Origin of the sequence: Halobaculum saliterrae, assembly GCF_009831625.1 — an archaeon.
GTDB classification, from domain to species: domain Archaea; phylum Halobacteriota; class Halobacteria; order Halobacteriales; family Haloferacaceae; genus Halobaculum; species Halobaculum saliterrae.
The window spans coordinates 16,196-37,834 of record NZ_WUUS01000014.1 but is presented as its reverse complement, the minus strand read 5'-3'; the positions used below and the strand labels follow the sequence as shown (position 1 = coordinate 37,834).

The 21,639-nt window shown below is 58.3% G+C and carries 25 protein-coding genes, 4 tRNA genes and 1 pseudogene; 17 read left to right on the top strand and 13 right to left on the bottom strand.

Annotated elements, in window-relative coordinates; all coding sequences use genetic code 11:
- Positions 1–99: 99 nt before the first annotated feature.
- The 5 genes from GRX01_RS17940 to GRX01_RS17920 all read right to left on the bottom strand — a co-directional run bounded on the left by GRX01_RS17940 (position 100) and on the right by GRX01_RS17920 (position 1,490).
- Positions 100–175 (bottom strand) — tRNA-Glu (locus GRX01_RS17940).
- A gap of 47 nt (positions 176–222) precedes the next feature.
- Positions 223–627, bottom strand: coding sequence for a hypothetical protein (locus GRX01_RS17935; protein ID WP_159671005.1), 405 nt, complete (start codon positions 625–627; stop codon positions 223–225).
- Between the two features lie 286 nt (positions 628–913).
- A tRNA-Ser gene (locus GRX01_RS17930) sits at positions 914–1,000 on the bottom strand.
- Positions 1,001–1,333: 333 nt separating this feature from the next.
- Positions 1,334–1,407 (bottom strand) — tRNA-Asp (locus GRX01_RS17925).
- A gap of 7 nt (positions 1,408–1,414) precedes the next feature.
- Positions 1,415–1,490, bottom strand: a tRNA-Gln gene (locus GRX01_RS17920).
- Between the two features lie 725 nt (positions 1,491–2,215).
- Here GRX01_RS17920 and GRX01_RS18980 point away from each other — a divergent pair.
- Both GRX01_RS18980 and GRX01_RS17910 read left to right on the top strand, forming a co-directional pair.
- On the top strand, positions 2,216–2,836 hold the full coding sequence (locus tag GRX01_RS18980) for a hypothetical protein (RefSeq protein ID WP_201289649.1): 621 nt from the start codon (positions 2,216–2,218) through the stop codon (positions 2,834–2,836).
- A pseudogene (locus GRX01_RS17910) lies at positions 2,832–3,151 on the top strand (type II toxin-antitoxin system PemK/MazF family toxin). The gene GRX01_RS18980 and the pseudogene GRX01_RS17910 overlap by 5 nt, the downstream one beginning before the upstream one ends.
- A 221-nt stretch (positions 3,152–3,372) precedes the next feature.
- Here GRX01_RS17910 and GRX01_RS17905 read toward each other — a convergent pair.
- Positions 3,373–4,035, bottom strand: a complete 663-nt coding sequence (locus GRX01_RS17905) for a tyrosine-type recombinase/integrase (RefSeq protein ID WP_159670999.1) — start codon at positions 4,033–4,035, stop codon at positions 3,373–3,375.
- Between the two features lie 196 nt (positions 4,036–4,231).
- Between GRX01_RS17905 and GRX01_RS19295 the strand changes: the two genes are divergently transcribed.
- Complete coding sequence (locus GRX01_RS19295; RefSeq protein ID WP_159670996.1) at positions 4,232–4,681, top strand: hypothetical protein; 450 nt, start codon at positions 4,232–4,234, stop codon at positions 4,679–4,681.
- A gap of 261 nt (positions 4,682–4,942) precedes the next feature.
- Positions 4,943–5,662: a hypothetical protein gene (locus GRX01_RS17895; RefSeq protein WP_159670993.1), complete on the top strand. Its 720-nt coding sequence runs from the start codon at positions 4,943–4,945 to the stop codon at positions 5,660–5,662.
- 35 nt (positions 5,663–5,697) lie between these two features.
- Here the strand turns inward: GRX01_RS17895 and GRX01_RS17890 are convergent, their stop codons facing one another.
- Positions 5,698–6,543, bottom strand: coding sequence for a hypothetical protein (locus GRX01_RS17890; protein ID WP_159670990.1), 846 nt, complete (start codon positions 6,541–6,543; stop codon positions 5,698–5,700).
- A 539-nt stretch (positions 6,544–7,082) separates the two neighbouring features.
- Here GRX01_RS17890 and GRX01_RS17885 point away from each other — a divergent pair.
- Both GRX01_RS17885 and GRX01_RS17880 read left to right on the top strand, forming a co-directional pair.
- On the top strand, positions 7,083–8,030 hold the full coding sequence (locus tag GRX01_RS17885) for a phage NrS-1 polymerase family protein (protein WP_159670987.1): 948 nt from the start codon (positions 7,083–7,085) through the stop codon (positions 8,028–8,030).
- Positions 8,031–8,142: 112 nt separating this feature from the next.
- The gene (locus GRX01_RS17880; RefSeq protein WP_159670984.1) at positions 8,143–8,676 is read left to right on the top strand and encodes a hypothetical protein; all 534 of its coding nucleotides are present in this window, start codon (positions 8,143–8,145) and stop codon (positions 8,674–8,676) included.
- Between the two features lie 117 nt (positions 8,677–8,793).
- On the opposite strand, the gene GRX01_RS17875 is transcribed toward GRX01_RS17880, so the two are convergent.
- Positions 8,794–9,426 (bottom strand): hypothetical protein, encoded by a 633-nt coding sequence (locus GRX01_RS17875; RefSeq protein WP_159670981.1) that lies wholly within the window; start codon positions 9,424–9,426, stop codon positions 8,794–8,796.
- A 347-nt stretch (positions 9,427–9,773) separates the two neighbouring features.
- Positions 9,774–10,742, bottom strand: coding sequence for a hypothetical protein (locus tag GRX01_RS17870; protein WP_159670978.1), 969 nt, complete (start codon positions 10,740–10,742; stop codon positions 9,774–9,776).
- An 850-nt stretch (positions 10,743–11,592) separates the two neighbouring features.
- Between GRX01_RS17870 and GRX01_RS17865 the strand changes: the two genes are divergently transcribed.
- The 5 genes from GRX01_RS17865 to GRX01_RS17845 all read left to right on the top strand — a co-directional run bounded on the left by GRX01_RS17865 (position 11,593) and on the right by GRX01_RS17845 (position 13,773).
- A complete protein-coding gene (locus tag GRX01_RS17865) occupies positions 11,593–11,946 on the top strand; it encodes a hypothetical protein (RefSeq protein ID WP_159670975.1) in 354 nt (117 codons plus the stop codon).
- 5 nt (positions 11,947–11,951) lie between these two features.
- On the top strand, positions 11,952–12,284 hold the full coding sequence (locus tag GRX01_RS17860; RefSeq protein ID WP_159670972.1) for a hypothetical protein: 333 nt from the start codon (positions 11,952–11,954) through the stop codon (positions 12,282–12,284).
- Positions 12,285–12,359: 75 nt separating this feature from the next.
- Complete coding sequence (locus GRX01_RS17855; RefSeq protein WP_159670969.1) at positions 12,360–12,722, top strand: hypothetical protein; 363 nt, start codon at positions 12,360–12,362, stop codon at positions 12,720–12,722.
- Entirely contained in the window at positions 12,722–13,294 is a 573-nt protein-coding gene (locus tag GRX01_RS17850) for a hypothetical protein (RefSeq protein WP_159670966.1), read from the top strand. Before GRX01_RS17855 ends, GRX01_RS17850 begins: the two co-directional genes overlap by 1 nt.
- Before the next feature lie 110 nt (positions 13,295–13,404).
- Positions 13,405–13,773 (top strand): hypothetical protein, encoded by a 369-nt coding sequence (locus GRX01_RS17845; protein ID WP_159670963.1) that lies wholly within the window; start codon positions 13,405–13,407, stop codon positions 13,771–13,773.
- A gap of 107 nt (positions 13,774–13,880) precedes the next feature.
- Here the strand turns inward: GRX01_RS17845 and GRX01_RS19290 are convergent, their stop codons facing one another.
- Positions 13,881–14,441 carry a hypothetical protein gene (locus GRX01_RS19290; RefSeq protein ID WP_233741111.1) on the bottom strand — a complete coding sequence of 187 codons (561 nt, stop codon included), beginning with the start codon at positions 14,439–14,441 and terminating at the stop codon, positions 13,881–13,883.
- A 569-nt stretch (positions 14,442–15,010) separates the two neighbouring features.
- On the opposite strand from GRX01_RS19290, the gene GRX01_RS17835 reads away from it, so the two are divergent.
- From GRX01_RS17835 to GRX01_RS17815, 6 genes are all read left to right on the top strand, one after another.
- Positions 15,011–16,090 (top strand): transcription initiation factor IIB, encoded by a 1,080-nt coding sequence (locus GRX01_RS17835; protein ID WP_159670960.1) that lies wholly within the window; start codon positions 15,011–15,013, stop codon positions 16,088–16,090.
- Positions 16,091–16,579: 489 nt separating this feature from the next.
- Positions 16,580–16,921 carry a glycine zipper domain-containing protein gene (locus tag GRX01_RS17830; RefSeq protein ID WP_159670957.1) on the top strand — a complete coding sequence of 114 codons (342 nt, stop codon included), beginning with the start codon at positions 16,580–16,582 and terminating at the stop codon, positions 16,919–16,921.
- Between the two features lie 2 nt (positions 16,922–16,923).
- Complete coding sequence (locus GRX01_RS19660) at positions 16,924–17,205, top strand: CRISPR-associated protein Cas2 (RefSeq protein WP_394351402.1); 282 nt, start codon at positions 16,924–16,926, stop codon at positions 17,203–17,205.
- A 12-nt stretch (positions 17,206–17,217) separates the two neighbouring features.
- Entirely contained in the window at positions 17,218–17,541 is a 324-nt protein-coding gene (locus tag GRX01_RS17825; protein ID WP_159670954.1) for a hypothetical protein, read from the top strand.
- Positions 17,542–17,618: 77 nt separating this feature from the next.
- Positions 17,619–18,014 carry a hypothetical protein gene (locus GRX01_RS17820; protein WP_159670951.1) on the top strand — a complete coding sequence of 132 codons (396 nt, stop codon included), beginning with the start codon at positions 17,619–17,621 and terminating at the stop codon, positions 18,012–18,014.
- An 81-nt stretch (positions 18,015–18,095) separates the two neighbouring features.
- Entirely contained in the window at positions 18,096–18,860 is a 765-nt protein-coding gene (locus tag GRX01_RS17815; RefSeq protein WP_159670948.1) for a hypothetical protein, read from the top strand.
- A 363-nt stretch (positions 18,861–19,223) separates the two neighbouring features.
- Here the strand turns inward: GRX01_RS17815 and GRX01_RS17810 are convergent, their stop codons facing one another.
- The 3 genes from GRX01_RS17810 to GRX01_RS17800 form a co-directional block, all read right to left on the bottom strand.
- A complete protein-coding gene (locus GRX01_RS17810; RefSeq protein WP_159670945.1) occupies positions 19,224–19,391 on the bottom strand; it encodes a DUF1931 domain-containing protein in 168 nt (55 codons plus the stop codon).
- Positions 19,392–19,591: 200 nt separating this feature from the next.
- Entirely contained in the window at positions 19,592–19,819 is a 228-nt protein-coding gene (locus tag GRX01_RS17805) for a hypothetical protein (RefSeq protein ID WP_159670942.1), read from the bottom strand.
- Complete coding sequence (locus GRX01_RS17800) at positions 19,816–21,540, bottom strand: DUF2254 family protein (RefSeq protein ID WP_201289648.1); 1,725 nt, start codon at positions 21,538–21,540, stop codon at positions 19,816–19,818. Before GRX01_RS17800 ends, GRX01_RS17805 begins: the two co-directional genes overlap by 4 nt.
- Between the last annotated feature and the right edge of the window lie 99 nt (positions 21,541–21,639).

Sequence of the window (21,639 nt, the reverse complement as noted above, 5' to 3'; positions counted from 1 at the left end):
CGACCACACGTTGGGGGAAAGCCGACCGTGACAGCGTCACGGATCCGTGGCTGCCCGCTATGTCAGACACGGAAAACGCTGTCAGGGCCAGCCCCCGAGTGCTCCCGAGGGGAATCGAACCCCTGACCTCCAGTTTGAAAAACTGGCGTCTCTCGCCAACGGAGACTCCGGGAGCGTTGTAGGGAAGAAATCAAGCGTTGAGGTGCGGCGGACACGCACGGATTATCGCAGGCGTTGGAAGCCCTCGAGTTGGCCGTGCGTGAACGTCACTTGATACGTGACGAGTGTATCGAGATTCTCGAAGGAGTGTTTGAGCTTGAAGCGGCCGTGGTAGTCGTCTCGTTCGATCCAGCCGTCGTGGACTCGGTTCCGACAACCGGCCATATAGAGGAGATCGTCCTCGTCGACGTCATCACGGCTCGCGTATGGCCGGTCTTTCGGCGGGACCGCTTCGGTGTGCCACTCCTCTTCGAGGAGCCGACCGTCCGCCGTAATCCGAAATGTGGTCATAGTCGGTCGATCGATGCCTTTCGTCTGCCAGTCGACGTCCTCTGCTGGAGCCACTGTACCGGGATACTCCGGCAGATGGACGCCGTCATAGAGTTCAACGGTGTCGAAGAGACCCATTTATCATCACCTCAAGCGGGATGGGTAGGATCCGATCCTACGTGTTCTCGTGCTGTTTGACAGCACGTACTGTTCAACTTCTGACCGTCGCCTTCGAGGCGAGAACGTTTACAAGTCCCAGTCACGGCACGAACGAATGGCGGTTACCTCGTTCCGTGGAAGTACGCTCCGTCCTCGGTGACGCAGATTTTCACGCTTCCAATCGTGTCGATGGATGTTGTCTCACCGAGCGGGACGTGACGGAACGCTTCCTCCTCGCAGGCAGGACAGACATTCGTTGTCATGATGTCGCGACCCGGATTCGAACCGGGAGGCCGAACGCAGGCGGCCACGGCATAGCAGGCCGCTGGGTTCCCCGATACCCAGTCGCGGCACCCTGAACCGACGAGAGCCCGACCGCCTCGGTTCTGTGCGTTCAAGGCACAGCTCGTCGGTCGTTGGACTGTCGGCTTAGAGGGACTGCTGAGTGTTCGGCAGTTGGTTATCGAACTGTACAACTCATTACGACTGCGCAACTGCGACTGCTCGGTCGTAGTTGCGTTTCTCATCGTTGGGGCGTACTTCGGGAGATCCCCGGGAATACCACACCGGAGCATGGAGGTTGCAGACCCTGCTGGGCCCGTCACCGCCGGACCGATCCGATGATCGGACAAGCGGACTGTGCCTCCCTCGATGGGTATCCCCACGTGGCCACGCCACGCATCCACGCCGACGCCGGGATTCGAACCCGGATCACGACCGCGACAGGGCCGTATGCTCGCCGGGTTACACCACGTCGGCACCGTAGTCGCCCCGGCCGGAATCGAACCGGCGACCTCCGGATTCAAAGTCCGGCGTCCCTCGCCAGCGGAGACTCCGGGGCTCGACGTAGCCGCAGCTATCGCTGCGGGGCTGTTGGCTAACGACTTCCGTACGCTCAGCGTGGACGGAGCCCATTCGCCCCTGTATCGGAACGAACGGAAACCAATCAGCCGCGAGCCTGGCATCCCGCACTCGCATCAGGCTGTGTACTGAGCGAGTACTGGGCACAGGCAGGCGGCAATCCCGTGTTCCCCGACCCCTGACGGGTAGTCCGTATGGGGGCCGAGTTATGCGGGTGAGAGTGTCCGGACGTCGCCGGATTGCGTCGAACTCTCGTATTCGAAGTCGACGTGGATCCGGCGGTTTGCGCCCGGGCTCTTCGCACGCTGATCTTGTAGGCACTCGCCGAACACGGGGCCCGCGGCTAAGCGAGGACGAGCACGCCGCGGGGTGAGGCGAGTGATGATCATCGTGTTGAACGCTCCCAGTTTGAGGGGTGTATCGGACGTCAGCCTGGAATATCGTGGCAATTGTATTAAAATTAGTCAGGGTGTGTTACCCACAGGCACGGTAGTCACACTTCAAGATACGGTTGTATGCGACGTTCATTACTCTAGCATCGGCTGTCGCCGATAGCCAGACGCTGGCCGGTGGTCTCGGTTGGACCCACAGAAACTATTTACAACAACCTGCTCTCTGTGGCGATAGATGAGTGACCGATCGTCGGTCCGGTTCTAGCCGGGAACCCAGTCACACGGCGTGACTGATGGTTCTCGGTTAGATACCAATGACCGAGAATACCGACTCCAACGAATCTCAGAACGTAGGGAGTGCAAACAGCGGATGTTCCAACCCCACCGAACAGCGATCATCCTCCGGATGCGAGTGCAGTGGTACATCCCCGCCGTGTGATGCGTGTGATACCACCCAGTCCGACAAACTCCACGAAATCTCCCTCGGTGAACGGGCGTATGATGTGTGCGGTGATTGCCTCCAGCTCCTCATTGACGACGTCGAGGCGCACCACTGGTGGGACCGCCTGACTGAAGCGCACTACAATCGCGCTGCGGAGTTTCTCCGGTCACTTGATGCAGTCTGGTGTGTCAAAGATCAAGCGTACGCTGGCGGGGAACTGTGGATCCACACGCCCTATTGCGACGCTGCCGTCGTCAGAGATGTGTGTGACCACTTTGGTTTCCGGATTCGCTGGTTTAGCGTTGTATACCCCTTTGACGACGGCTTCGAGTGCGTCTCCGAGCACGGCCCTTGTGTTGAAATCAACCTCACGTTCACGACCCACCGTTCGGATCCACTCCCGCTTGAATACGACATTCAGAATGACGTGGCGTACCACGAGATCGAGTGGCTTGACGACCCTCATCGCCTGTTCGACTCGATTCTCGATTGAGGTAGAGGGAGCGAACGCACTCGAATTCAGGAGTGAATATGAGGCTCGCCCGTGGCTGTCCTCTCGAATCACGAGGGCCATCCATTCCACGGCGAGCAGTATATCGCGCTGACACTGACCACTAGATCGTGGCTGGATGACCTCATCGAGATCCCTGGGGTGAGCTGGATTCGCGGTGGAATGCCTGATGACCGCAGAATCGTTCCTTGGGGCGTTCAATCAGTCAGTCGTGACGATATCGATTTCTGGCAAGGGCGTCTTGATCCGGAGTTAGTTGATGCAGCCGTCACAATCCTTCTTCAGGAACTCCGGTAGCACCTTGATGTAGCTGCTAATCATATATCGATATGCGCTATATCGATTGCTTCGAGTGGTTGGGTCCTGAGCTCTGACGACGTCTTCTTACCTCCGTTTCTAGCCAATCAGCCTTCCTATGTTTCTATATGATATTCTATAATATTTGCTATAGGATTCTCTATATGGATAAAACGGGGGTAGTCAGGAGTTAGCTCCGTACACTTCCTGAGAGAGGTTGCTTAGATCGTTCGGAAGTGATCGTACTCTCGGAGCGTCGTCTGGAGAGAGGCGTGGCGCAACCGATTCCGGACAAAGTAGATGTCGAACCGATCGTTATCGCGCTCGTGCAAGAGTCGATAGGCGAGACTATGGCGCAGGACGTGAGGATGGACGTCCTCTGGATCCCCACGGCCGAAGTCCCCATCCTCGTATTTGTAGGGACGGACGTCGGCTTCGACCGCAGCCTGTTTGACGAGATTCCGAACTGACCGCGTCGTGATCTGCTCTTTCTGGCGACTCGGGAATAGATAGGGACTCTCCTTCCACCGATTGTCGAGGTAACTGTTCAAGGAGCGCTGTGTGCCCAACGTCTCGTCGACGTCGAGCTCGAGGTGATGAGATCGTGGCCAATCTGAGCGACCGTTGTGACTCGATTTCTGGATCTCTTTCGGGAGATACAGTTCTCCTTGGTCGCGTAGATACATCTCGACCGTCAGCTGCGTGAGCTCCTCGTTGCGAAGTCCGGTGTCCGCGAGCAGTGTAATGATAGCCTCGTTGCGCTGTCGGAGGTACTTAGCCCCGGTATCAATCACTACATCACGCATCGCGTCGACCTGGTCGGGCGTGAGCCAGACATCGGCTTGTTCGTTCGACTGAGTTTCCGAATTCGTATCGGCGGACATCGGTTTATATACAGTTACCCGTAGGAACCGGCGCCAACCACTTTGAGTTTCCGACTCCATTAACAAAGTCGGAAACTAATTCTGGCACCGCATTTATCCACAATCCTCGACTTACAAACTCAGGAAAGACATTACAATCTATCCTATCTAATTTTCAGGGAAAACTATTTATCATCGGCTATTGAATTGTGAGGTGATGCCTGGGACGATCAACCTGGACGAAGATCTCTACCGAGAACTCGGTCAGTACGGAAACCGGGATGAGTCGTGGAACGATATCGTGGCAAGGGTGCTGGAACACCTCGACGAGGACGCTGCCCAAGAGGATCGGGAGAACCGTACCACCACCTTCAGTCGCGAGCGGCCAGAGCAGGGTGGCAACCCTGCGGTTCGTGCGCTGGACGATGGAACCGAGGTGCGCCATCGATACAACCGGGGAGAGTACGAGGACGCCGAGGCGACTGTTCGAGGAGGTCACCTCGAGTACGATGGGGATCTGTGGAGTCCGTCGGGAGCGGCCCGCGAAGCAGATCGGGACATCCGAGGAAATGATGCGCGCGATAGTGGGTATCGTGGGCCGACATGGTGGGAGTACCAAGACGAGAGTGGGGAGTGGGTCCCGCTCAACACGGCAACCTCCGAGTAGGCCGACCGACCCGCCGTATTCTGTACATTTTACTGGTAGACTAAGACGCCAGGACAGCCACAGAGCTTGCCGCCCTCTCTGGTTCGTACTGATCAAAGAGTTTCCCGTGGAGAGGCGCTATTTCCCGGAGATTTTTCTAAATAGGGAATTCTATCTTTCTGTTTAGAGAAAGATTTATACGTAAATAGTCTCTTAGCAGAAAGTGACAACATGTCGCGGTCGAGAAAAACTGATGCGCAAATCAGAATGGAGAGAACACGAATGACATACTACCCCAACCGAAACGACGACATCGAAAAGAAGCGCGAATTGGCCGAGGCGTTCCTCGAGAACCCGACTCGCGACGCATTCGCAGAGTTAGTAGCCCACGACGGCTTCTGGGCGACCGAGCCCCGCCGCAGCATCGACTACTACGTCGACGATATCGTGTTCGACGACCAGACGCCCAAGGAGGTTGCCACCGCAGTCGAGCAAGCACTCGAGAACACGGACTTGCTCGAGGATGTGCTGGAACTCGATGGCTTCGGCTGGGCTACTGCGACCGAGCTCCTCCACGTCCTCGCGCCGGACACCTACGCGATCCTCAACAAGCGTGCGGTAGCTGGGATGGAGGGCCTCGGTTACGACGCCCCCAACAGGCAGACGGCGTCCGTTGAGGAGTACTGGGACTTTGTCGATGATGTGCGGGAGGCGTACGAGAAGTACGATCTTCGGACGGTGGTCAACGAGTCTGAGTCGGCGCCAGACGTCCCCGCGGCTGCGGCAGATCTTGAGGCAGCGGACGCCGCGTTTAACGCCCACTATGATGACGACGCCTTCGACATCGATCTTGAGGAATTACGTGAAGAGCAAGCCGGTGGTAGACAGCTCGAAGTGCCCAGTGAGCTGTGGGAACGGATCGATGAGAAAGTCGCAAGCGACCCAACGTACCGGGATGTCCAGGACTTCCTCTACTCGGCTGTGCGGAATGAATTGAACTAACTCACTGGTCGACGCCAATTACTGGTGCTGATCGATTACGACAACGATTCGTTCTCTTTGCGTGCTTTCGCCGTCGTCGTCAGCACCCATTTGTTGGCAGCGTTGCGCCAGCCCATCGGCTCGTACGTACGCCCGCGGCTCACTTCGTCGCTCTCGATGACTGCCGTAACCACGTCGTCGAATCGAACGATCCGCTCGATATGGTCCGTGGGGTTCGTGAGCGCGTCCTCGAGCGGTCCCTCGGCATCTAGTGCAGCTGCGGCAACTGCGCGAAGCGTTGTCGGCACATCGTCGGGGTCCTCCTCGCCGTCAGCCTCCGTCTCGTCGGTCTCATCCGGATCGGCATCTTCGGGTTCTCCGCCGTCAGCGACCGACTGCGTCTCGTCGTCGCCAGCGTCTTCGGACTCCAGCGCTTGGCCTTCTTGCTCGTGTAGGTCCTCGAGGAACCGCGAGATCTCTTCGTCGAGGAGTGGCAGCATCTCTCTGTTGTTCGGGTCGAAGAACGCCTGTCCAGTCCGCTCATGTAGGATGAACTGACCGCCTCCTTGTGAGACTTCGTCGACGACGTTGATACCTTCGAGATGGTCGAGGAGCGTGTCCACGCCGTATTCGAGCCGGTCGCCGAGGATCTCTTTGAGGTCACTCGTGGGGACCACGCGGTCGTTGGTCTCGAAATACTCGTTCGCGTAGAGCCAATTCGCGAGCGCAATCATGCTCTCGCAACTGTCGAGATGGCTCTTCTCATCGCGGATATACTGTTCGAGTCGGTCAGTGTCGTCGGAATCGCTGGTACTCATTGTGTAGTGTGGTGGGTTCTCGATCACTACGGGTGGCAGTTCCTCGGCGTGAGTCCGGGTTCTGTTCGAGAAGTAGGCGTCCACGGCACTCTGAGCGGGCTCTCACCGGACAACGTCGCATTCCCAACGGCCTACTCTAACGGAGGTTCTGTCTGAACTTAATGGTTTTCCACCCTGTTCTCCGTGTTACTATTGTCTTATACACAACAGGCATATTCCAAAACGCCGAAATAAGTTCGAGTAAGCCATCTTTCGCCGTGGTTTCTGGATATAGCTCTCTCAGAATCGAACGTTTTGTATCAAGATATTGTAACCGTTGTTCTCGGATAATCACTTCATTTGGTTCCTCGTCAGCTTTCCTAGCTCCGGTTCACCCCCTGATTTCGGGGATATTCTGTGAATAAGACGCTAAATCCGGATTTCACAATCGGAATTCTCTCCGCTAGTAGACGGAGTTATCCCGATTATGATCGAGTGTGAGACTTCTCCGCCCCCAGAGAGTACAAGTTCTACGCGGGCCTGTCACTCACTAATGTCGCCCTCCAGGTATCGACGCTCTACAGGACTGTGGCACAGTTCGGACAAGACGAGACATCTTGGCCATCCAGAGGGAGGTCGTACCGATGCTCAGTGAACGCATTCCCGGCTGGGAGACCGTTCCCGAGGCGCTTCGCAAGCGCGAGCAGTGGGTCTGTTGGCGGGCGGTTGATGCTGGCGACTCGGCAGACGGAATTTCGCTTACACCGATCGATCCGGCGACCGGCGAGCGGGCAACCTTCGATGACGAAGATACGTGGAGTGGTTTTGAGGATGCATATGCCACGGCGACGGCGTCCGAACTGGATGTCGACGGACTCGCCTTCTATCCCACACACGATGATCCATTCACTGCTGTCGAACTCTCCACCTGTCGTGATCCTGAGACCGGCGACCTTGATGACTGGGCCCGGACGGTGATTGAGACGCTTGATTCCTATACCGAAGCTGCATACGACGGTCAGAGCATTCGGATTATCGTTGCGGGACAGCCACCGAGTTGGACCTCCGGACCGATCGACATCTGTGATGCGGAGTTCTATGTCCCGATTACGGGCGATCGGCTGTCGTCGACGCCGGCGACAGTCACTGAACGAACGACGGAACTCCGGGGTGTCTACAAGGCGTGGAAAGGAGCTACCAACCCAACCGAAGCTGCGGCCACGCTGTCTGTCGTCGATGTTCAGGAATTCGGTGAGCTGCCATCAGAGCCCGGTGTCGACGTCGACTTGAGTGACACAGCGGTCATTGAACAGGCCCAATATGGGCCCGCTGGCAGCGTCTTCCGGCGGCTGTGGAGTGGCAGTAGTGCGGGGTATGCGAGCCAAACGGAGGCTGACGTCGCGTTCTGCAGCCAGCTTGCGTATTGGACTGGGGGCGATGGCGAGCAGATAGAACGGCTGGTTCGGCAATCGGATCGGAATCGAGCCGAGTGGGTAAGCCTTGTTTCGGAGGATACGCTATACGACGAACGGACTATCGAACGGGCACTCGAACTGACCGACAACTACTACGACCCTCGAGACACGGTGTAGCCGTATCTGATCTTATTGAAATATCAGTCCATGATAAGTCTCAGGAGTTGTGCTGCATACAGGGTGTATATTCAGCAAAGAGTTTTGCATCATTTCGTATCTAATTGAAACGATGACACAGCCATCACCGACTCCCGTCCCAGACCATGGCACCGGGTGGGGCCTCCTCTTTCTCTTTATCTATCTCTTCGGGATTGTCGCCCTCTTGGGGGTCGGGACGGTTGTGGCGATTGTCATGACCCAGTTTGATCGGCGGATTCCAAAGGCGCTGCACTACTTGGTGGCGGCAGTACTCCTCCTCGCCCTCGGTCTCTCCGGGTTCGTTATCGTGGTCGCAGGGACAGCCCAACGATACGATGTCGTCGCGTTACTCCTTCTTATTGTTGTTCTCCCCCTGACGCTCATTGTCCTCCGCCGTCGCGGAAGGATCCGTAGTCGCTTGGCCCTCCTGACCCATGCAGCAATGGCGTGGAGTCTTCCATTTCTCGTTGGGTTTGGCGTGATCGCCTTTGTCGGCACCCAGTCTGGTGGTGTCTCCCCCGAGATCGCCGGCGTGCTGGCGGTGATTATCGTGGTTACTGGGACGATTCTTATCGAACGCCTTCCATTCTTTCCGGAAGTTGAGTTATCCCGAGAGAAATCGTAGAGAGCCGCATCTAATCAGTCTGGAACTCATTCTTTCTTCTCTTCAGTCCGGATAGTGTTTCCACGTCGTCTCTCAGGATCCGCCTCGGTTCTGGTTTCATCGTGGCATACGGGGGGTCTATCCGGCCTGGTTTGATGCGAGTATCCGACCGACAGCCACCTGCGTCCAAACCATCCACCCGCCGATTCCGATAGCCGCCACCCCGAGCACGGCAAGGCCAACAGCATCCCACCGCGTCACTGCGAGCGCACAATCCAGCGTCTCGCTGGCGCAGCCTCTGGTGAATAGCTCCCGGACGATGGTGCCCTCGTATGCGAGGATCGCGCCGACCACCATCAGAACTGCACCGCCAAGCGTCTTGAGCACAGCTTCCAACACGGAGGGCGGATCATCCAGGACCGCCTTGTGGGCGCCCGGTCGTGGACCAGTCCACAGCGACGCCACGGCGGCCCCGAGTAGCACGAGTGCGGCTGGGGCAACGAAAGGACCTAGTGACCACATCCCGACGATAGACAATCCCACCAGCAGCAACGCTGCCACCCAGAGGAGGGCAGTCCGGCGCGTCCATGCCCCGAGTGCCCCGACCACAGTGAGGATGACAGCAAAGAGCACCCACACGGCGAAGAAAACATCAGCCAGCGGTTGGGGGAACAGGAGGAGGACAGCCCCTAGGCCAGCCAGCACGACGGCGAGCCCGCCCAGCAGTCGGCTCACGGTCACCGCATCTGGCAGCCGATTTGAGGGGACCATATCGTGGTATCGATCGGAGCGGCCATAAACATAGGACTGTTCTCTACCGAGTGCATCGAAGGAATCGTTCGGACGTTCGACGAGGTTAGTAACGAACCGCGTGATCGGGACGAAATATATTCTAGTATTCTGAACACACGGGTTGGAGACCTCTGTAAATTCTACTCGGGTCGGAGATGTGCTGTTTACACAGGTGTTTCAGGATGATTCTGTAGCCTCTCGGTACTGAACACCCCTTGAGTCGGTGGCTCTCACCTGTGTAAATCTCCGCGATTATTAGGAGAGAGGGGGTGAGAAATACTGCGAGAGTGGTGTCTAGGTGAGGTATGTTCGATAGGTGAGAGATATCAGGGGTGGGTGGTGGATGTCGATGTCGCGAGGTTGGCGCGAGCGGCGTCGTCGTAGTGGCGGCCATACCAGCCGGTGATCGTGTCGATCCGGTCGATGCCGGGACAGTGGTAGTCGGCGTCGGTATGGCTCTGGTCGAGGTAGCGGTTGCCGACCTGGAGGCTGTAGTTTTCCGGCGTGTCGAACGGCGCGTTCGCGATCTTGCAGTCGACGTTGCCGGCCTCGTGGAGGCGGTTCAGCGTCTCGAAAGCAGTTTCTCGGTTCTCGAAGATCCAGAGGTGCTGTCGCTCCGGTCGCTCGGCGAAGGTCGCGAACTTCGATCGGGGCATCGCCCGGTCGTGGTGGTCAGTCAGCACCTCGGCTTCCCAGGTAGTACCGTCGAGTGCTGTACTCCGAACGTCCGGCTGGGCCTGCCCCTGTTCGCCGGGATACAGCTCGACGGAGCGTCCCTGCTGGCGCCAGACCGCGGCCACGACGGCGACGCCGGTGCGGTGGAGGAGCGACTCGTCCCAATCACCGACGAGGCCGCTGTCGGCCTTGAGCTGATGCTGCGGGAGGTCGTCAGCGTCGAACAGGCCGGCGAAGAGCGTGTCCATCGCGGTTCGGGCGCTCCGGGTCGGTGTCCACCGAACCTTACGCCGGAGGATGTACTGCTCCGTAAGCCACGGCTGTGATTCCTCGCTCTGGCCGCCGTGTCGGTTCTCGACGAGCGTCGGCGACGTCGCAGGGGTCTGTAAGTCGGCGAAGACAGCTTCGTATCGTTGCTCCCACTCCGCGTCGGAACAGCCGAGGAGCGTCTGGAGGTCCGGCGGACGGTGCCACCCGATGTGATAGCGCTGGTCGTCTCGCTCCAGCACGGCGCCGTTGTACCATTGTGCGATCGCCCAGAGAATATCGAGTGTCGGCGGGGACCAATCCTCGAGGATGTCGTCAGCTCGCGTTCGAGCTTCGGGCGGTGCGTGATCCATCGGCCATCGCCTCTTCTAATTCTTCGAGTTCTGTGGTCTTCAAATTCCGTCCTGCTCGTGAGGCGAGCCAGGCCTGTACACCAGTCGTGACTGACATCGAGTCCTCGCTGGTTCCGCTTCTCAGATGAATCGCCGGCGACAAAGCTTCGGAAACAGTGGAGGGGGTAGGTCATTAACCAACAGGCTCTGCTTTCGATTCGGATTGTTGGTTAATCTCTGTGCGTGTCTACTACCGAGTTCGGACTGTGAACGAGTGACCTCTCAGGATATCGAGAGGATTACGTGTAGTGCTATCTCGCTTGTACTGAAACCCCGTCGGGCAATTTTGAGCGGGTTCAGCGTCCCGAATTCGCGGGAATCGGGGATTCTTTCGCCATCTCTCGGGAGAGCGCGGCTATTCAGCGAGGTGTTCTTGACACAAAGTCATTCGTGGCTCTCATCGGTACTCCCCGAATTTGCCCCGCTTACCCGCCGGTCGAGCAATTTTAGCGAAATAGTGGTGAGTCGGCAGCTCGTCGAGGTATTTTCTACCGCCTCAAATCGGCCCGACGAGGGTCTTCTGCGATTTGAGCGTGTTATTCCGCCTTGCATATCGCGGGTTTCGTCCAAAGAAAGGGGCGATATGCAATGTGCGAAGGCCGCCGGCTCTCTCCGGCCGAGGGGCCATCTCTGGAGTCCTGCTTTCCGAAATGTATCAGTTTGAGAGCACAGTATCGTCTACTGAGCCACCGGGGTGATTGTCGTCCCAACGACCAGCCTGAGGTATCAGGTTTGCCTCCTCGAGAGTTCTGTCTGTGGGTCCGTCTCATGGGCCCCTGATGTTGATGACTGCGGCGCGCATCTGTAGGATATGGACTGTCCTGCGTGCGGTGGCCCGGTCACGCTCGAGGTCGGGCCGGACCGACTCCCGTCGACGTCACTGACCGACGTGGTGCTTGATGCTGCTGAAGACGAGCGTTTCGACGTCGTCCGGACGTGCTGGGACTGTGGGTGGCAAGAGGAGCGCCGGCTCCGCGTCGAGGCAATCGATACGACCGCCGGCGATGCTGACGCGATCGAGCGTGCCCGTCTTCTGGAGGAGATCACCGATGAGCTCGCGGCCATCGAGGCTCTTGGGACGCTGGAGGACACGCTTGCGGAGGTTCGTCGACAGCGACGGCTGGAGCCAGCGGCGGAAGACACGAACGAGAACGCGACGGAGTAAGTATGATGACCGACTCTGAGCCCCTCTATGACGTTCGTGAGCGCACCGGGCACCCAGAGCATCCATCGGTTGATGACGTCATCGACCTCGTCCTCGAGCGAGCAGAGAACCCACGAGCGGATCATCAGGACGCCCACCTGGACGAAGCGATGGCGACTCTCGTCGACAGATATGACTCGGAGACTATTCGAACCGTTATCCATCGGATTCTCGTAGAGGAGTATCCGTTTCGAACTGCGACGGCGGACCTCGACGTCGACAACATCGACGGCGTTCGAATCGGGACAACGGCTGTCCAGGTTCTTGAAGAGCTGAACGCACGACAGGACGATTCTTGATTTCACCCCTCGATGTGCAAGCTGTGTGCAGACGCCGAAACGGTTATCACTCTATGTGCAAGATATGCACATAGGATGAGTTCGAGTGACGAGCCGCGACGCGTCCACTTCCAGTCCCCGGAGTATCTCGTCGACCGGCTTGACGCAATTGCCGACCTCTTCGATAAGGATCGGACGGACCTGCTTGTCGAGGCTATCCGTGAATATATCGAAGAGACCGCCGACAGCGAGACGTTCCAAGAGCTGGTCGCGACGAAGTACTACGACGACCAGATGGAGTTCGAGACTGTCAAGCAGCTTGTCGGCGCCGAAACTGCTCAGCGGCTGCGGCTGCTCAAGGCGGACCTCGACGACGAGCCACTCGATCTCGCGGCCCCTGAGGACGTCGACATCTATGGTGGAGACGCGGTGACAGTCGACACTACTGCCGACGAGTGATGAGTGAGCAGCGACTGCGGACGATCGTCGCTGACACGAGCGCACTGGTCAGTCTGGCCGTACCGCGGGCCGACGACACGTACGATACTGCCACCGAGCCCGACCCGCTCCAGTATCTGCTCACCTCCTGTGACGTGTTCGTGCCCCCGGAGGTTGTCGCCGAACTTCAGGATCTTACCCAGTATCAGGATATCCACGGCGCCGCAGCGACGAACGTGCTCGCAGCTCGTGACTTCTACACCGTCGAGGATCCCTACGAGCGTGCGGAAACCCCAGACTCGCGGCCGACGTTCGGCCTCGACGACGGTGAAACCGACGGGATCGTTCTTGCGAATACACGTGACGTCGACGGCTTTCTCACCGACGAGTTCGGCGGGACAAATTTCCCGCTCATCCACGCGGTGCTACAGGGACCACGAATTGTGCCGACACCGCGACTCATCAGTGAGTACGCACGAAACGGCTATCTAACCGACGAAGCGGCGCGGACGCTGCTCTCCGTGATCAGCCCACATCGAAGTTGGGACACCAGTCCGTACGTTACCCAAGTTCGAGAACGCCTCGGGGAGTAGTCGAGTTCGTATTTGAGCTCAGAATTTCATAGTGTGGTCCGTTTGCCCGCAATTTTCACTTTCACTTCGGTACTAAAAGGTATTTAAATACCAGTGTATAATATGACACTATGGCGGCCGTAGACTCTGAGATCATCGACTTTCTCCAAGCCAGTCCTGATGACTGGTTCGACGCAGAGGCAGTCACCAATAACATCGACTCTGACGTATCCGAAGGCCATGTCAGAAGTAGGCTCGATCACTTTGAAGCAACCCGTGACGATGTCGAGGATAATTACTGGACCGAAGAGATCTTTGGATACTACTTCGGCGACAATTGGGTTCCTGCCAATCGAGAAAACTTGGTGAGGGAGCTACGGATGCGAACTAGCGAACCTGTTGACAGTATGACTCTCTCTGAACTCCAGAGCCTTGCAGAAGAGGTCGGGAATCCCGCCCCCATCGATAACGAACATCGTGACTTCCGGTACGATGGGTAGCCTGTTTCTTGCGACTGTATCGACGGTGGCGTTGGTTTAGCGAAGCCTGTAGTAATTCCTATAGTCTCCGAACACGGCCACCTACCGCAATATCTCCCGTTTCTGTCCTACAACAGGTATGAGACATAGGGGCCGAAGGCAATGAGTAGGCCACTCAGTACGTGGGGCCACTCGTTCGACAGCTTCCAATTCTCGATCAGCAGATGCAGGTACCACATACCGACTACGAGCAGGAGGCCGGTAGTCTGGACAACGACGAACGGGAAGGGCTCCACCAGCTGGGGAATGACGACGTCAATCAGGAGGCCGGCGCCGACACCGACGCCGAGAATGATCAGGAGCGCCTGTTCTTTGCTCTGGAGTGTCTGCCGGCTTCGAAACGAGATGTCGCTCGTACTGTAGGCGAAGTGCGTAATCATCCCGGCGGCAACCCCCTTCAGTGCCATCACCAGCAACTGTCGTAGCTGCGTGAATCCGTCAAGCGACGCCAGAAGTTGGTCCAGGGCCCGGACATCGACGAGCGCAACGATGACGACGATGGAGCCAATCCCGAGCGGCCAGACGTGTTCGGGGTCGATGTACTCACTGTCCGCGGCCCGCGACATAATCGCATCATAGAAGCCAGACATTCGGGTGCCGATAACCAGCCTGTAATTGTAAAGCATCATCGTCGAAAGCCCTCGGCCGCTCGGCATCCCGCGACCACCGCTGCGCGCCTCGTTCCTGCGGTGCTTGCGGGATCGGGGGACGACCGAGGCGGCCTCGCCCTTTCTGAGTCCGCCAGGTAGTGGTCTGCTTCCTCATCGACGACATCGGCTGTCCGGTGTGTCCCGAACGGCCCGCGCCGCTCGCCGCTGCCGCCCTCCGCGTCGCTCGCGACCGACCATTCCGGGCGGTCTGCCTGCAGTAGCGGGCGGACTGCCGGGCTAAAGTGAATGTGCCCTCGACGCCAGCGCTTCACCCGTTCGGGTCCTGCGGACCTCGGCTTCGCCGACCGCGACGGACGTAGTTGCGTCGCGGCGAACGGGGAATGCGCTGGCCGCTCGCTCCGGGCGGGTCGGCGCGCGGCGCTGGTTGTGTCTCTCCGTGCGGGCGCGCTCTCGCTCGCGCCCAGGAGGGCGCTCGCGAAGGCGCGAGCGAGAGCGCGCAGACGGCTCTGTCGGTCGTGACGTCGAGGAAACCCCGTGCTGGAACACGGGGAGTCGGGCGCTGTGGTGAGCGCCTTCGGGATACTGCAATGACGAGTAACAACGCGAGCGAAAAGACGGTTTCGGACGTACAGAGTACGACCACCGAGGAACGCGGTCACGAGCCGACGGTCGAACACGAACCGTCGGGGCGGTCGGCCTGTCCGGAGTGTGAGGGCCAGGTGATCACCGAAGACGAGCAGTCGTTCTGCACGGACTGCGGGCTGATCGTCGCCGACGAATGGGTGGACCTGAGCCCGACGCTGAACGACCTGGGCCTAGTCGGGGACGCTGACCAGAGCATCGAGACGGTGGATCCACTGCGGACGGACAAGGGCCTGCACACAAAGATCGGGCGGAACACCGACGGTCGGGGTAATCCCCTGAGCAACGAGCAGTGGGAGAAGGTCCAGCGCCTCCGGAAGTGGCACAAGCGGATGCAGTTCGGCGAGAAGCGCAAGCGAACGAAGCGGCTCAACGAGGGGCTGCGGGATGTCGAGATGATCGGCGGTAACCTGGGCCTGCCGGACCACGTCATCAAGCAGGCGGCCCGTCATCTCCGGAGCGCCTCGGAAGCGCGGCTGCCGGGCGGGCGGATGGCCTGGGAGGCACTCGCCGGCGGCGCCGTCCTCTTGGCCGCACGGGCCTCATCGGTCGACCGAGACGAGATCGATATCGCAGTCGCGACGCACACCAAAGCGCCCCACGAGCGGGTGTGCGCTGCGGCACGGAAGATCCGGTGTGAATGCGGGTTCGACGTGCCGCTCATCAGGCCCAACGCCGTGATGCAGGTTGTCGACGCGCTCGATGATGACGCGATCCCCGGAGCGCGAGCGATCCAGACGTGGCGGCTGGCCCAACACCTGATGAAACTCGGCGACCAGGTGCCGGTCGGGCCGGGGACGCCACGGTGCACCGTCGCGGCGTCGGCGCTGTACGCGGCGGATCGGCTGCTCTCGCGCAAGTACCTCACCCAGGAACAGGTCGCCGCGGCGGCGAGCACGATCGTGCCGACGTCCCGGAACCGGATCGCGCGGTACAGTCGGGAGCTCGTCGACGCCTACGAAGCCGAACACGGCACCGACGACCCGGGTGTCGGCCTCGAGGAAGAACGGGACACCCTCCGCTGAGCGGGGCGCTCCCCCGTTTTTAGTGGCGACCACCGCCCGTGGACGCCCCGCCGCCCCACCCACCGCTCCGTGCTCGCTCCCTGCGGTCGCTGCGCGCGCAGCCACAACCTCTCTTCATACGAATACAGACAGCCATGTGTCGATGGATTTAATCGCGTATGATTCCGAGGACGGGATGCAACAGCCACGGTGGGACACTTGTTTGGTCCCATCTTCCAGAATCTCCAGTAGCCGTAGCCCTGTCTGTAGTTCCACTTTCACCCCGCTGAGCGAGAGTTTTTATGTCGCCAGACAAGTGTCTCTAATGGGTTGAAATCACCCACCGTGACTGTTGCATCCGCCTGCATCCACCGCTGTAAGGCGGCAGGGCGGACCCCGGGAATCTACGCTCGCACCATATCGAGACCAAATGGTGAAAACCGCTTGGAGTCTCGACCAGTGCGTGACGGCCCCTGCGCCAGCGGGCCTAAACCGGCGTAGAAAAACACAATGACGAGTACGCCACCCACAGACGACCTCAGTATCGACATCAACGACCTCCCTTGCCCAGCGTGCGACTCGCCGTACGCGACCGTTGCAACGATCCTCGCTCCCGAAGAGGTAGAGAACGCAACCGGCGCCACGTTCGCCGGCACAACCACCGGTGCAGCCGGCGGTGCAGCTGTCGGATCGATTGCCGGGCCGGCCGGTACCGTCATCGGTGGGACCCTCGGCGCACTCGTTGGCGGATCAATCACGAAGGAGCGACAAGAGAAACGTCGTGTCGTTCTTGAGTGCCCGGAATGTGGCTATCACGGTGATGCGCTCGGGTCCGATACGGACAATCAGTAGCCATGTCGTCGGTATTTTTGATCAGCTATGACCTCAAGGACGTCAAAGACTATGAGGAATTATATCAAGCTATCAAGGACTACTCAGGGTGGTCCCACATATTAGAATCGAGCTGGTTCGTATCAACGAGTACCAGCAGTGCCTCAGATGTTCGAGATAATCTACAAGATCATATTGATAGCGATGACCAATTATTGGTCACGAAGATGCCCGACTCAGGGAGTGGCCGCTGGGCAACAACATTCAGCGACGACACAGTAGAGTGGTTAAAAGACAATCTTTGAAAAACGATTAGCATGGCTCACCGAAGCCGAGAAGAGCAGAAGGCTCACGACAAAGGTGTACTGGCAGAAGCTCGGGAACTCGACCGAGAAGGATGGGATATCAAAGCCGATCACATCTCAGATCATGGGTTCGGAACGCCACCGGCAATCAACGGCCATCGTCCGGACGTGTATGCCACAAAGCGTGGCGGGACGCGGATCGTCGAGATCGAAACGGATCCAGACGACGATCATGACCAACATACCGCGTTCAGGCGGAGTGCCGGCCAGACGGGAGCAAACTTCTACGGCTGGATCGTCGACAAGGGTGGGAATCGCCGAACGAAATTCGAGTGAGTGCTACTGATCCTCCCGTACCCCATACTTGACTCGGTAGGTTTGTCGTGCCCACGGGGGGTGGAGGTCGAACGACGATGGACACTACCCAGCCGTTCAAGATCGATCGGACAGCCGCCGCGACCGTTCGTGACTGGCTCGTTGACGAACACCACACCGGTGAGCACGGCTCACCAGTCAGTGAATCGCTGTATCACCTTGCAGCGCTGCTCGACGATGGACTGCAAGAGTCGGGGAACACGTTGGAAGTTCGTGTGACGACAGGCGATTCGGAAGCTGAAAATACGGGCACAGGGACATCCGCAGAGCCAGTGCAGTACGTCACGACGTTCGAGTGTTCGATCTGCGGCGCTCACCGGGTATTAGCCGCCTCGATTCAGGTGTGTGCGTATCTCGAGGACTGTCCGAACTGTGGGACTGCGAACGCCCGGTTCACTGCGAATGAAATTCCGACGCGCGTCAGCGACGAGTAGACCAGGTCGCTGAGTAAGACAGTTCTCCGGTTCTCTCGCGACGTAGTTTCAAGGCACCCAGCGACGAACTGAGCGGTAGAAATGGCTGAGGATAACGGTACCAACCACTCGATCGAACTCACCGAATCTATCGGCGTTGATGACTCAATAGAAATCAATCTCCGGTCGTACTTTTCACATAATCACATCCTCTCAGCAGCCTATCTCGCACGAGAGGCAGGGAAACTCGAAGCAGAACATACAGACGACCTCCCTGACCAGCCAGAGGAACGCGACGAGGTCTGGACAACCCACCAGTCACACGTCATCACGTCGCTCATTAGTTCCGTGTCCTTTCTGGAATCGACGGTGCTCGAGCTGTTTACTGATATCTGTGACGACGGCCAGCGCGTCGAGGAGTTGGACCCAGCGTTCTGCCGGAAAGTCCAAGTCCTCGATGCCCATGTCGACGACTTTCTCAATGGGCTGTCCCCGATTGAGAAGTTCCAATTAGCGCTGGACCTCGATGGCTCGCAACGATTCGATACGGGAGCCCAACCGTACCAGGACGCGTATCTTCTCAAACAGCTCCGAAACTACCTGCTGCACCACGAACCGGACTCCGTTCAGGCACATCCTCAGCTGGCGAACCCGCCAACTAGCGTTGCTCGTGGACTCCAGACCAAGGGTTTCGATCGAAACCCGCTGATGACCGGACCGTTCTTTCCGAATCAGTGTTTGAGTCACGGGTGTGCAGCATGGGGCGTAACGACGAGCCTGGAGTTCGCCGATGCATTCTTCGATCGACTCGACATGGAGCCACCGTACGAACACCTACAGTCGCGGCTTGCGACGGCGCCGGAGTAACGAACCGCCACGCCGGCACGGATGCACAGAGGAAGACTACTTAATTGGATTCAGCACGAACCACCAGACACGGAATAACCGAGCTTGATGGGAAATGTGGACAAATGAACCGCGCTCACTCCCAGACTGGATCGAAGACGCTTACGAGATCCTCGTCCCCGAGATAGAGGACGGAGAAGGTGGGCTCTCGCAGGAGCAGGCATATGATCGACTGTTAGCTCACGATACGTTCCCATCCGAGCCTGCCGATGCGGAGTATGCTGTCGAACGGCTACTCGATTCCGGCTGGTTCTATGAAGTTGATGGGGCTCTCCGAGTCACTGACCCAGACCCCTAGCTCTATCGCGGAGTAGTAGTACCTGCCTACAGATCGCGCGGCTGGACCGTCTTCCGGTCGTTCGCCTCAGCCCGTCGTGCGGCGTCGTCGAGCAGTTCGGCGACTTCGTCGTCCAGCACCTCGTAGAAGTCTGCGGAGACGTTGTTGTCGTCGAGTGCTTTCTTCACGGCCGATTTGACAATCAGGTCTGCCATACGGCCCAGTTCAGCCATCTCTCACATAAACGTAGATATTCGATCGCGGCTCTCGACTGCGAGTCGTCGATATAGCTGGTAATTTGGGGCGGTCCGACAAAATCTTACCAAACAGTAGCAGTGTATTGTAGACGCAAAGTTTGGTAAGAGTGTGTTGTCCAAATACAACCACCGCTTGGATAATAACGTGAAACGATACCTCAGGGTGGCCGAAGATCGCGCCACCGAACATCCGTTTTTGTCCCGTCGTCCAGCTGAACACGGTACAGCACGGCGTCACGATCATCACCCGTGACGGCGCCGGCGTCGTCCTCTAAGATAGCGACGATTTCGCCGTGCCGCCCGTGGAGCCGGTCATAGTCCGGGTCCGTCTCATCAGGAATATCGATTCGCACACGGTCACCCTCCTCGAACTGGTGGTCGGTCATTCTCGCTCCCGGAGGTACTCCGTTCGTTCGTGGACGTCTTCCTCGAACTCAACGAGCCACTCCTCGAATGGTGTGTCTTCCTCTTCAGTTCCGAAAACCCGTTCGATGAATCCTTCGTCTGTATCATCTGAGGTTGGATCAAAAGTTCGAACGGAGATGTTGCGTCCCTCCGGCTGCTCACCCGCTTTGAGGAGCGCAAATGCCCGGTCAACGATTGTCGGATCGTAATCCCGCCTTAGGAGCCCAAGGTTGTTCGTCCACATCCCGAGACGGCCGTCCTCAAGCTGATCAACACGATAGGCAAGTTGGATCGTCGTACTACAGCACAGCGTTGCCAGGCCATCTATCCCAGCATCGGCAGCAGATTCGGTGATTCGCTTCCAGCCATCGTCGATTGACCCCTCGACAAACGGGTACTCTTCCTCCGAGACGCGATATCGGAGAACGGTCTGCGTAAAGCTGACATACTCGCGCCAGACGTGTCGCAGTGGCTCCGCCTCATCAGGGAGCGTCCACTTTCGACCATCAGTAGGAGAGATCCAATTGATATCTTGGTCTTGCACGTCGTCGCCGTACCGGTCAACGAGGACTTCGAATATCTCGCCCACCTCTCGGCTGTAGTAGTCCCCGACGAGCCGGTCTGTGACGTTCGCGTCCGGTCGCCGTCGGAGCAGAACAGCCATTTGATGATCCAGATGGTGCGATACCGACATGAACGTCGTATACTCAGCATCGCTGGCTGTGGCTTTCGTAAGTTCGACCAGCGACTCTTTCACCGGGCTCCGAAGCCGATTCCCCTCCCACGTCAAGGGCGCCGCATCGAACGCGTCTCCAAGTCCCTCAGCAGCGTCCTCGGCGACGTCAGTAAAGCCACGGTCGAGCCCGTCGAGAGCGACCGCCTCGACATCGTCGACTGCCTCCGAAACCAGGTCGTATTGCTCGTGGGTGTATGCCTGCTCCAAGATCGAGGGAACATACTCCGTGAGGACCTCAGTCGAAACAGCCGAAGCATACTGCGCGGCATCTTCCTCGGAGTACTCGCTCTCGAGGTACGCGAACGTCCGGGTGAGAACCGTCCGAAGTCCGTCGATCCCCTGTTCTGCGGTTTGGTATTCACCCAGCTCGATCGCCCGAGCAATCGTTCGGTACAGTGGCCGAATCGGATGGACCTCGATTTCGGTGAATTCCGTTGCGGTTGCTGGAAGGTATTCGTCGGGTGCGAGTTCCCGCTCAACCAACACCGAGATGAGATCGTCGGGCGAGCTGCGCTGGATCATCAGCTGGATGAATTGGTAGAGCGCAAACGTGGAGACAGCAGCAAGCGCAAACGCGATTCCGACGGCTGCGTTCAGTAGGCGGCTGTTCTGTATCGGGAGCAGATAGACGACCAGCAGGTTGAACGCAATAGCGCCAACGAAGAGCGCAAACGTCGTACGGAACAACGGCTCCTTGATGAACAGTGAGGTGAGGCGGGCCGAATATCGCGTCACAACGAGTTGTAGGGCGACGACTGTCACGGAGAACACGATTGCCAGAACGGAGGCTTCTGCCGTCGCTAACGTCGTCAGTAGCGCCCTGATATTCTCGGTCTGAACAGCCGGGTTGAGGAGAGCAGTCAGCGTCGCGACCACCGCAGCTGTAGCGACGATGAAAGCAGTATATCGAACAGTTAGATTATGAGACCACTCTTGAAGTGACTCCCTCAAATTCCAATCAGTCATAAATTGCCCTCATATATGCTTTCTCACACCCACCACGTAGTTCTGTGATATGAAGCTGAACGTGGAAAGTCCTATTAATAGACAAACTCTAATCTTACA

What these genes read in the sequence shown, in the direction of transcription:
- GRX01_RS17935 (WP_159671005.1), bottom strand. Translation starts at nt 627, where the DNA reads ATGGGTCTCTTCGACACCGTTGAACTCTATGACGGCGTCCATCTGCCG.
- GRX01_RS18980 (WP_201289649.1), top strand. Translation starts at nt 2,216, where the DNA reads ATGACCGAGAATACCGACTCCAACGAATCTCAGAACGTAGGGAGTGCA.
- GRX01_RS17905 (WP_159670999.1), bottom strand. Translation starts at nt 4,035, where the DNA reads ATGTCCGCCGATACGAATTCGGAAACTCAGTCGAACGAACAAGCCGAT.
- GRX01_RS19295 (WP_159670996.1), top strand. Translation starts at nt 4,232, where the DNA reads ATGCCTGGGACGATCAACCTGGACGAAGATCTCTACCGAGAACTCGGT.
- GRX01_RS17895 (WP_159670993.1), top strand. Translation starts at nt 4,943, where the DNA reads ATGACATACTACCCCAACCGAAACGACGACATCGAAAAGAAGCGCGAA.
- GRX01_RS17885 (WP_159670987.1), top strand. Translation starts at nt 7,083, where the DNA reads ATGCTCAGTGAACGCATTCCCGGCTGGGAGACCGTTCCCGAGGCGCTT.
- GRX01_RS17880 (WP_159670984.1), top strand. Translation starts at nt 8,143, where the DNA reads ATGACACAGCCATCACCGACTCCCGTCCCAGACCATGGCACCGGGTGG.
- GRX01_RS17875 (WP_159670981.1), bottom strand. Translation starts at nt 9,426, where the DNA reads ATGGTCCCCTCAAATCGGCTGCCAGATGCGGTGACCGTGAGCCGACTG.
- GRX01_RS17870 (WP_159670978.1), bottom strand. Translation starts at nt 10,742, where the DNA reads ATGGATCACGCACCGCCCGAAGCTCGAACGCGAGCTGACGACATCCTC.
- GRX01_RS17865 (WP_159670975.1), top strand. Translation starts at nt 11,593, where the DNA reads ATGGACTGTCCTGCGTGCGGTGGCCCGGTCACGCTCGAGGTCGGGCCG.
- GRX01_RS17860 (WP_159670972.1), top strand. Translation starts at nt 11,952, where the DNA reads ATGACCGACTCTGAGCCCCTCTATGACGTTCGTGAGCGCACCGGGCAC.
- GRX01_RS17855 (WP_159670969.1), top strand. Translation starts at nt 12,360, where the DNA reads ATGAGTTCGAGTGACGAGCCGCGACGCGTCCACTTCCAGTCCCCGGAG.
- GRX01_RS17850 (WP_159670966.1), top strand. Translation starts at nt 12,722, where the DNA reads ATGAGTGAGCAGCGACTGCGGACGATCGTCGCTGACACGAGCGCACTG.
- GRX01_RS17845 (WP_159670963.1), top strand. Translation starts at nt 13,405, where the DNA reads ATGGCGGCCGTAGACTCTGAGATCATCGACTTTCTCCAAGCCAGTCCT.
- GRX01_RS19290 (WP_233741111.1), bottom strand. Translation starts at nt 14,441, where the DNA reads ATGATGCTTTACAATTACAGGCTGGTTATCGGCACCCGAATGTCTGGC.
- GRX01_RS17835 (WP_159670960.1), top strand. Translation starts at nt 15,011, where the DNA reads ATGACGAGTAACAACGCGAGCGAAAAGACGGTTTCGGACGTACAGAGT.
- GRX01_RS17830 (WP_159670957.1), top strand. Translation starts at nt 16,580, where the DNA reads ATGACGAGTACGCCACCCACAGACGACCTCAGTATCGACATCAACGAC.
- GRX01_RS19660 (WP_394351402.1), top strand. Translation starts at nt 16,924, where the DNA reads ATGTCGTCGGTATTTTTGATCAGCTATGACCTCAAGGACGTCAAAGAC.
- GRX01_RS17825 (WP_159670954.1), top strand. Translation starts at nt 17,218, where the DNA reads ATGGCTCACCGAAGCCGAGAAGAGCAGAAGGCTCACGACAAAGGTGTA.
- GRX01_RS17820 (WP_159670951.1), top strand. Translation starts at nt 17,619, where the DNA reads ATGGACACTACCCAGCCGTTCAAGATCGATCGGACAGCCGCCGCGACC.
- GRX01_RS17815 (WP_159670948.1), top strand. Translation starts at nt 18,096, where the DNA reads ATGGCTGAGGATAACGGTACCAACCACTCGATCGAACTCACCGAATCT.
- GRX01_RS17810 (WP_159670945.1), bottom strand. Translation starts at nt 19,391, where the DNA reads ATGGCAGACCTGATTGTCAAATCGGCCGTGAAGAAAGCACTCGACGAC.
- GRX01_RS17805 (WP_159670942.1), bottom strand. Translation starts at nt 19,819, where the DNA reads ATGACCGACCACCAGTTCGAGGAGGGTGACCGTGTGCGAATCGATATT.
- GRX01_RS17800 (WP_201289648.1), bottom strand. Translation starts at nt 21,540, where the DNA reads ATGACTGATTGGAATTTGAGGGAGTCACTTCAAGAGTGGTCTCATAAT.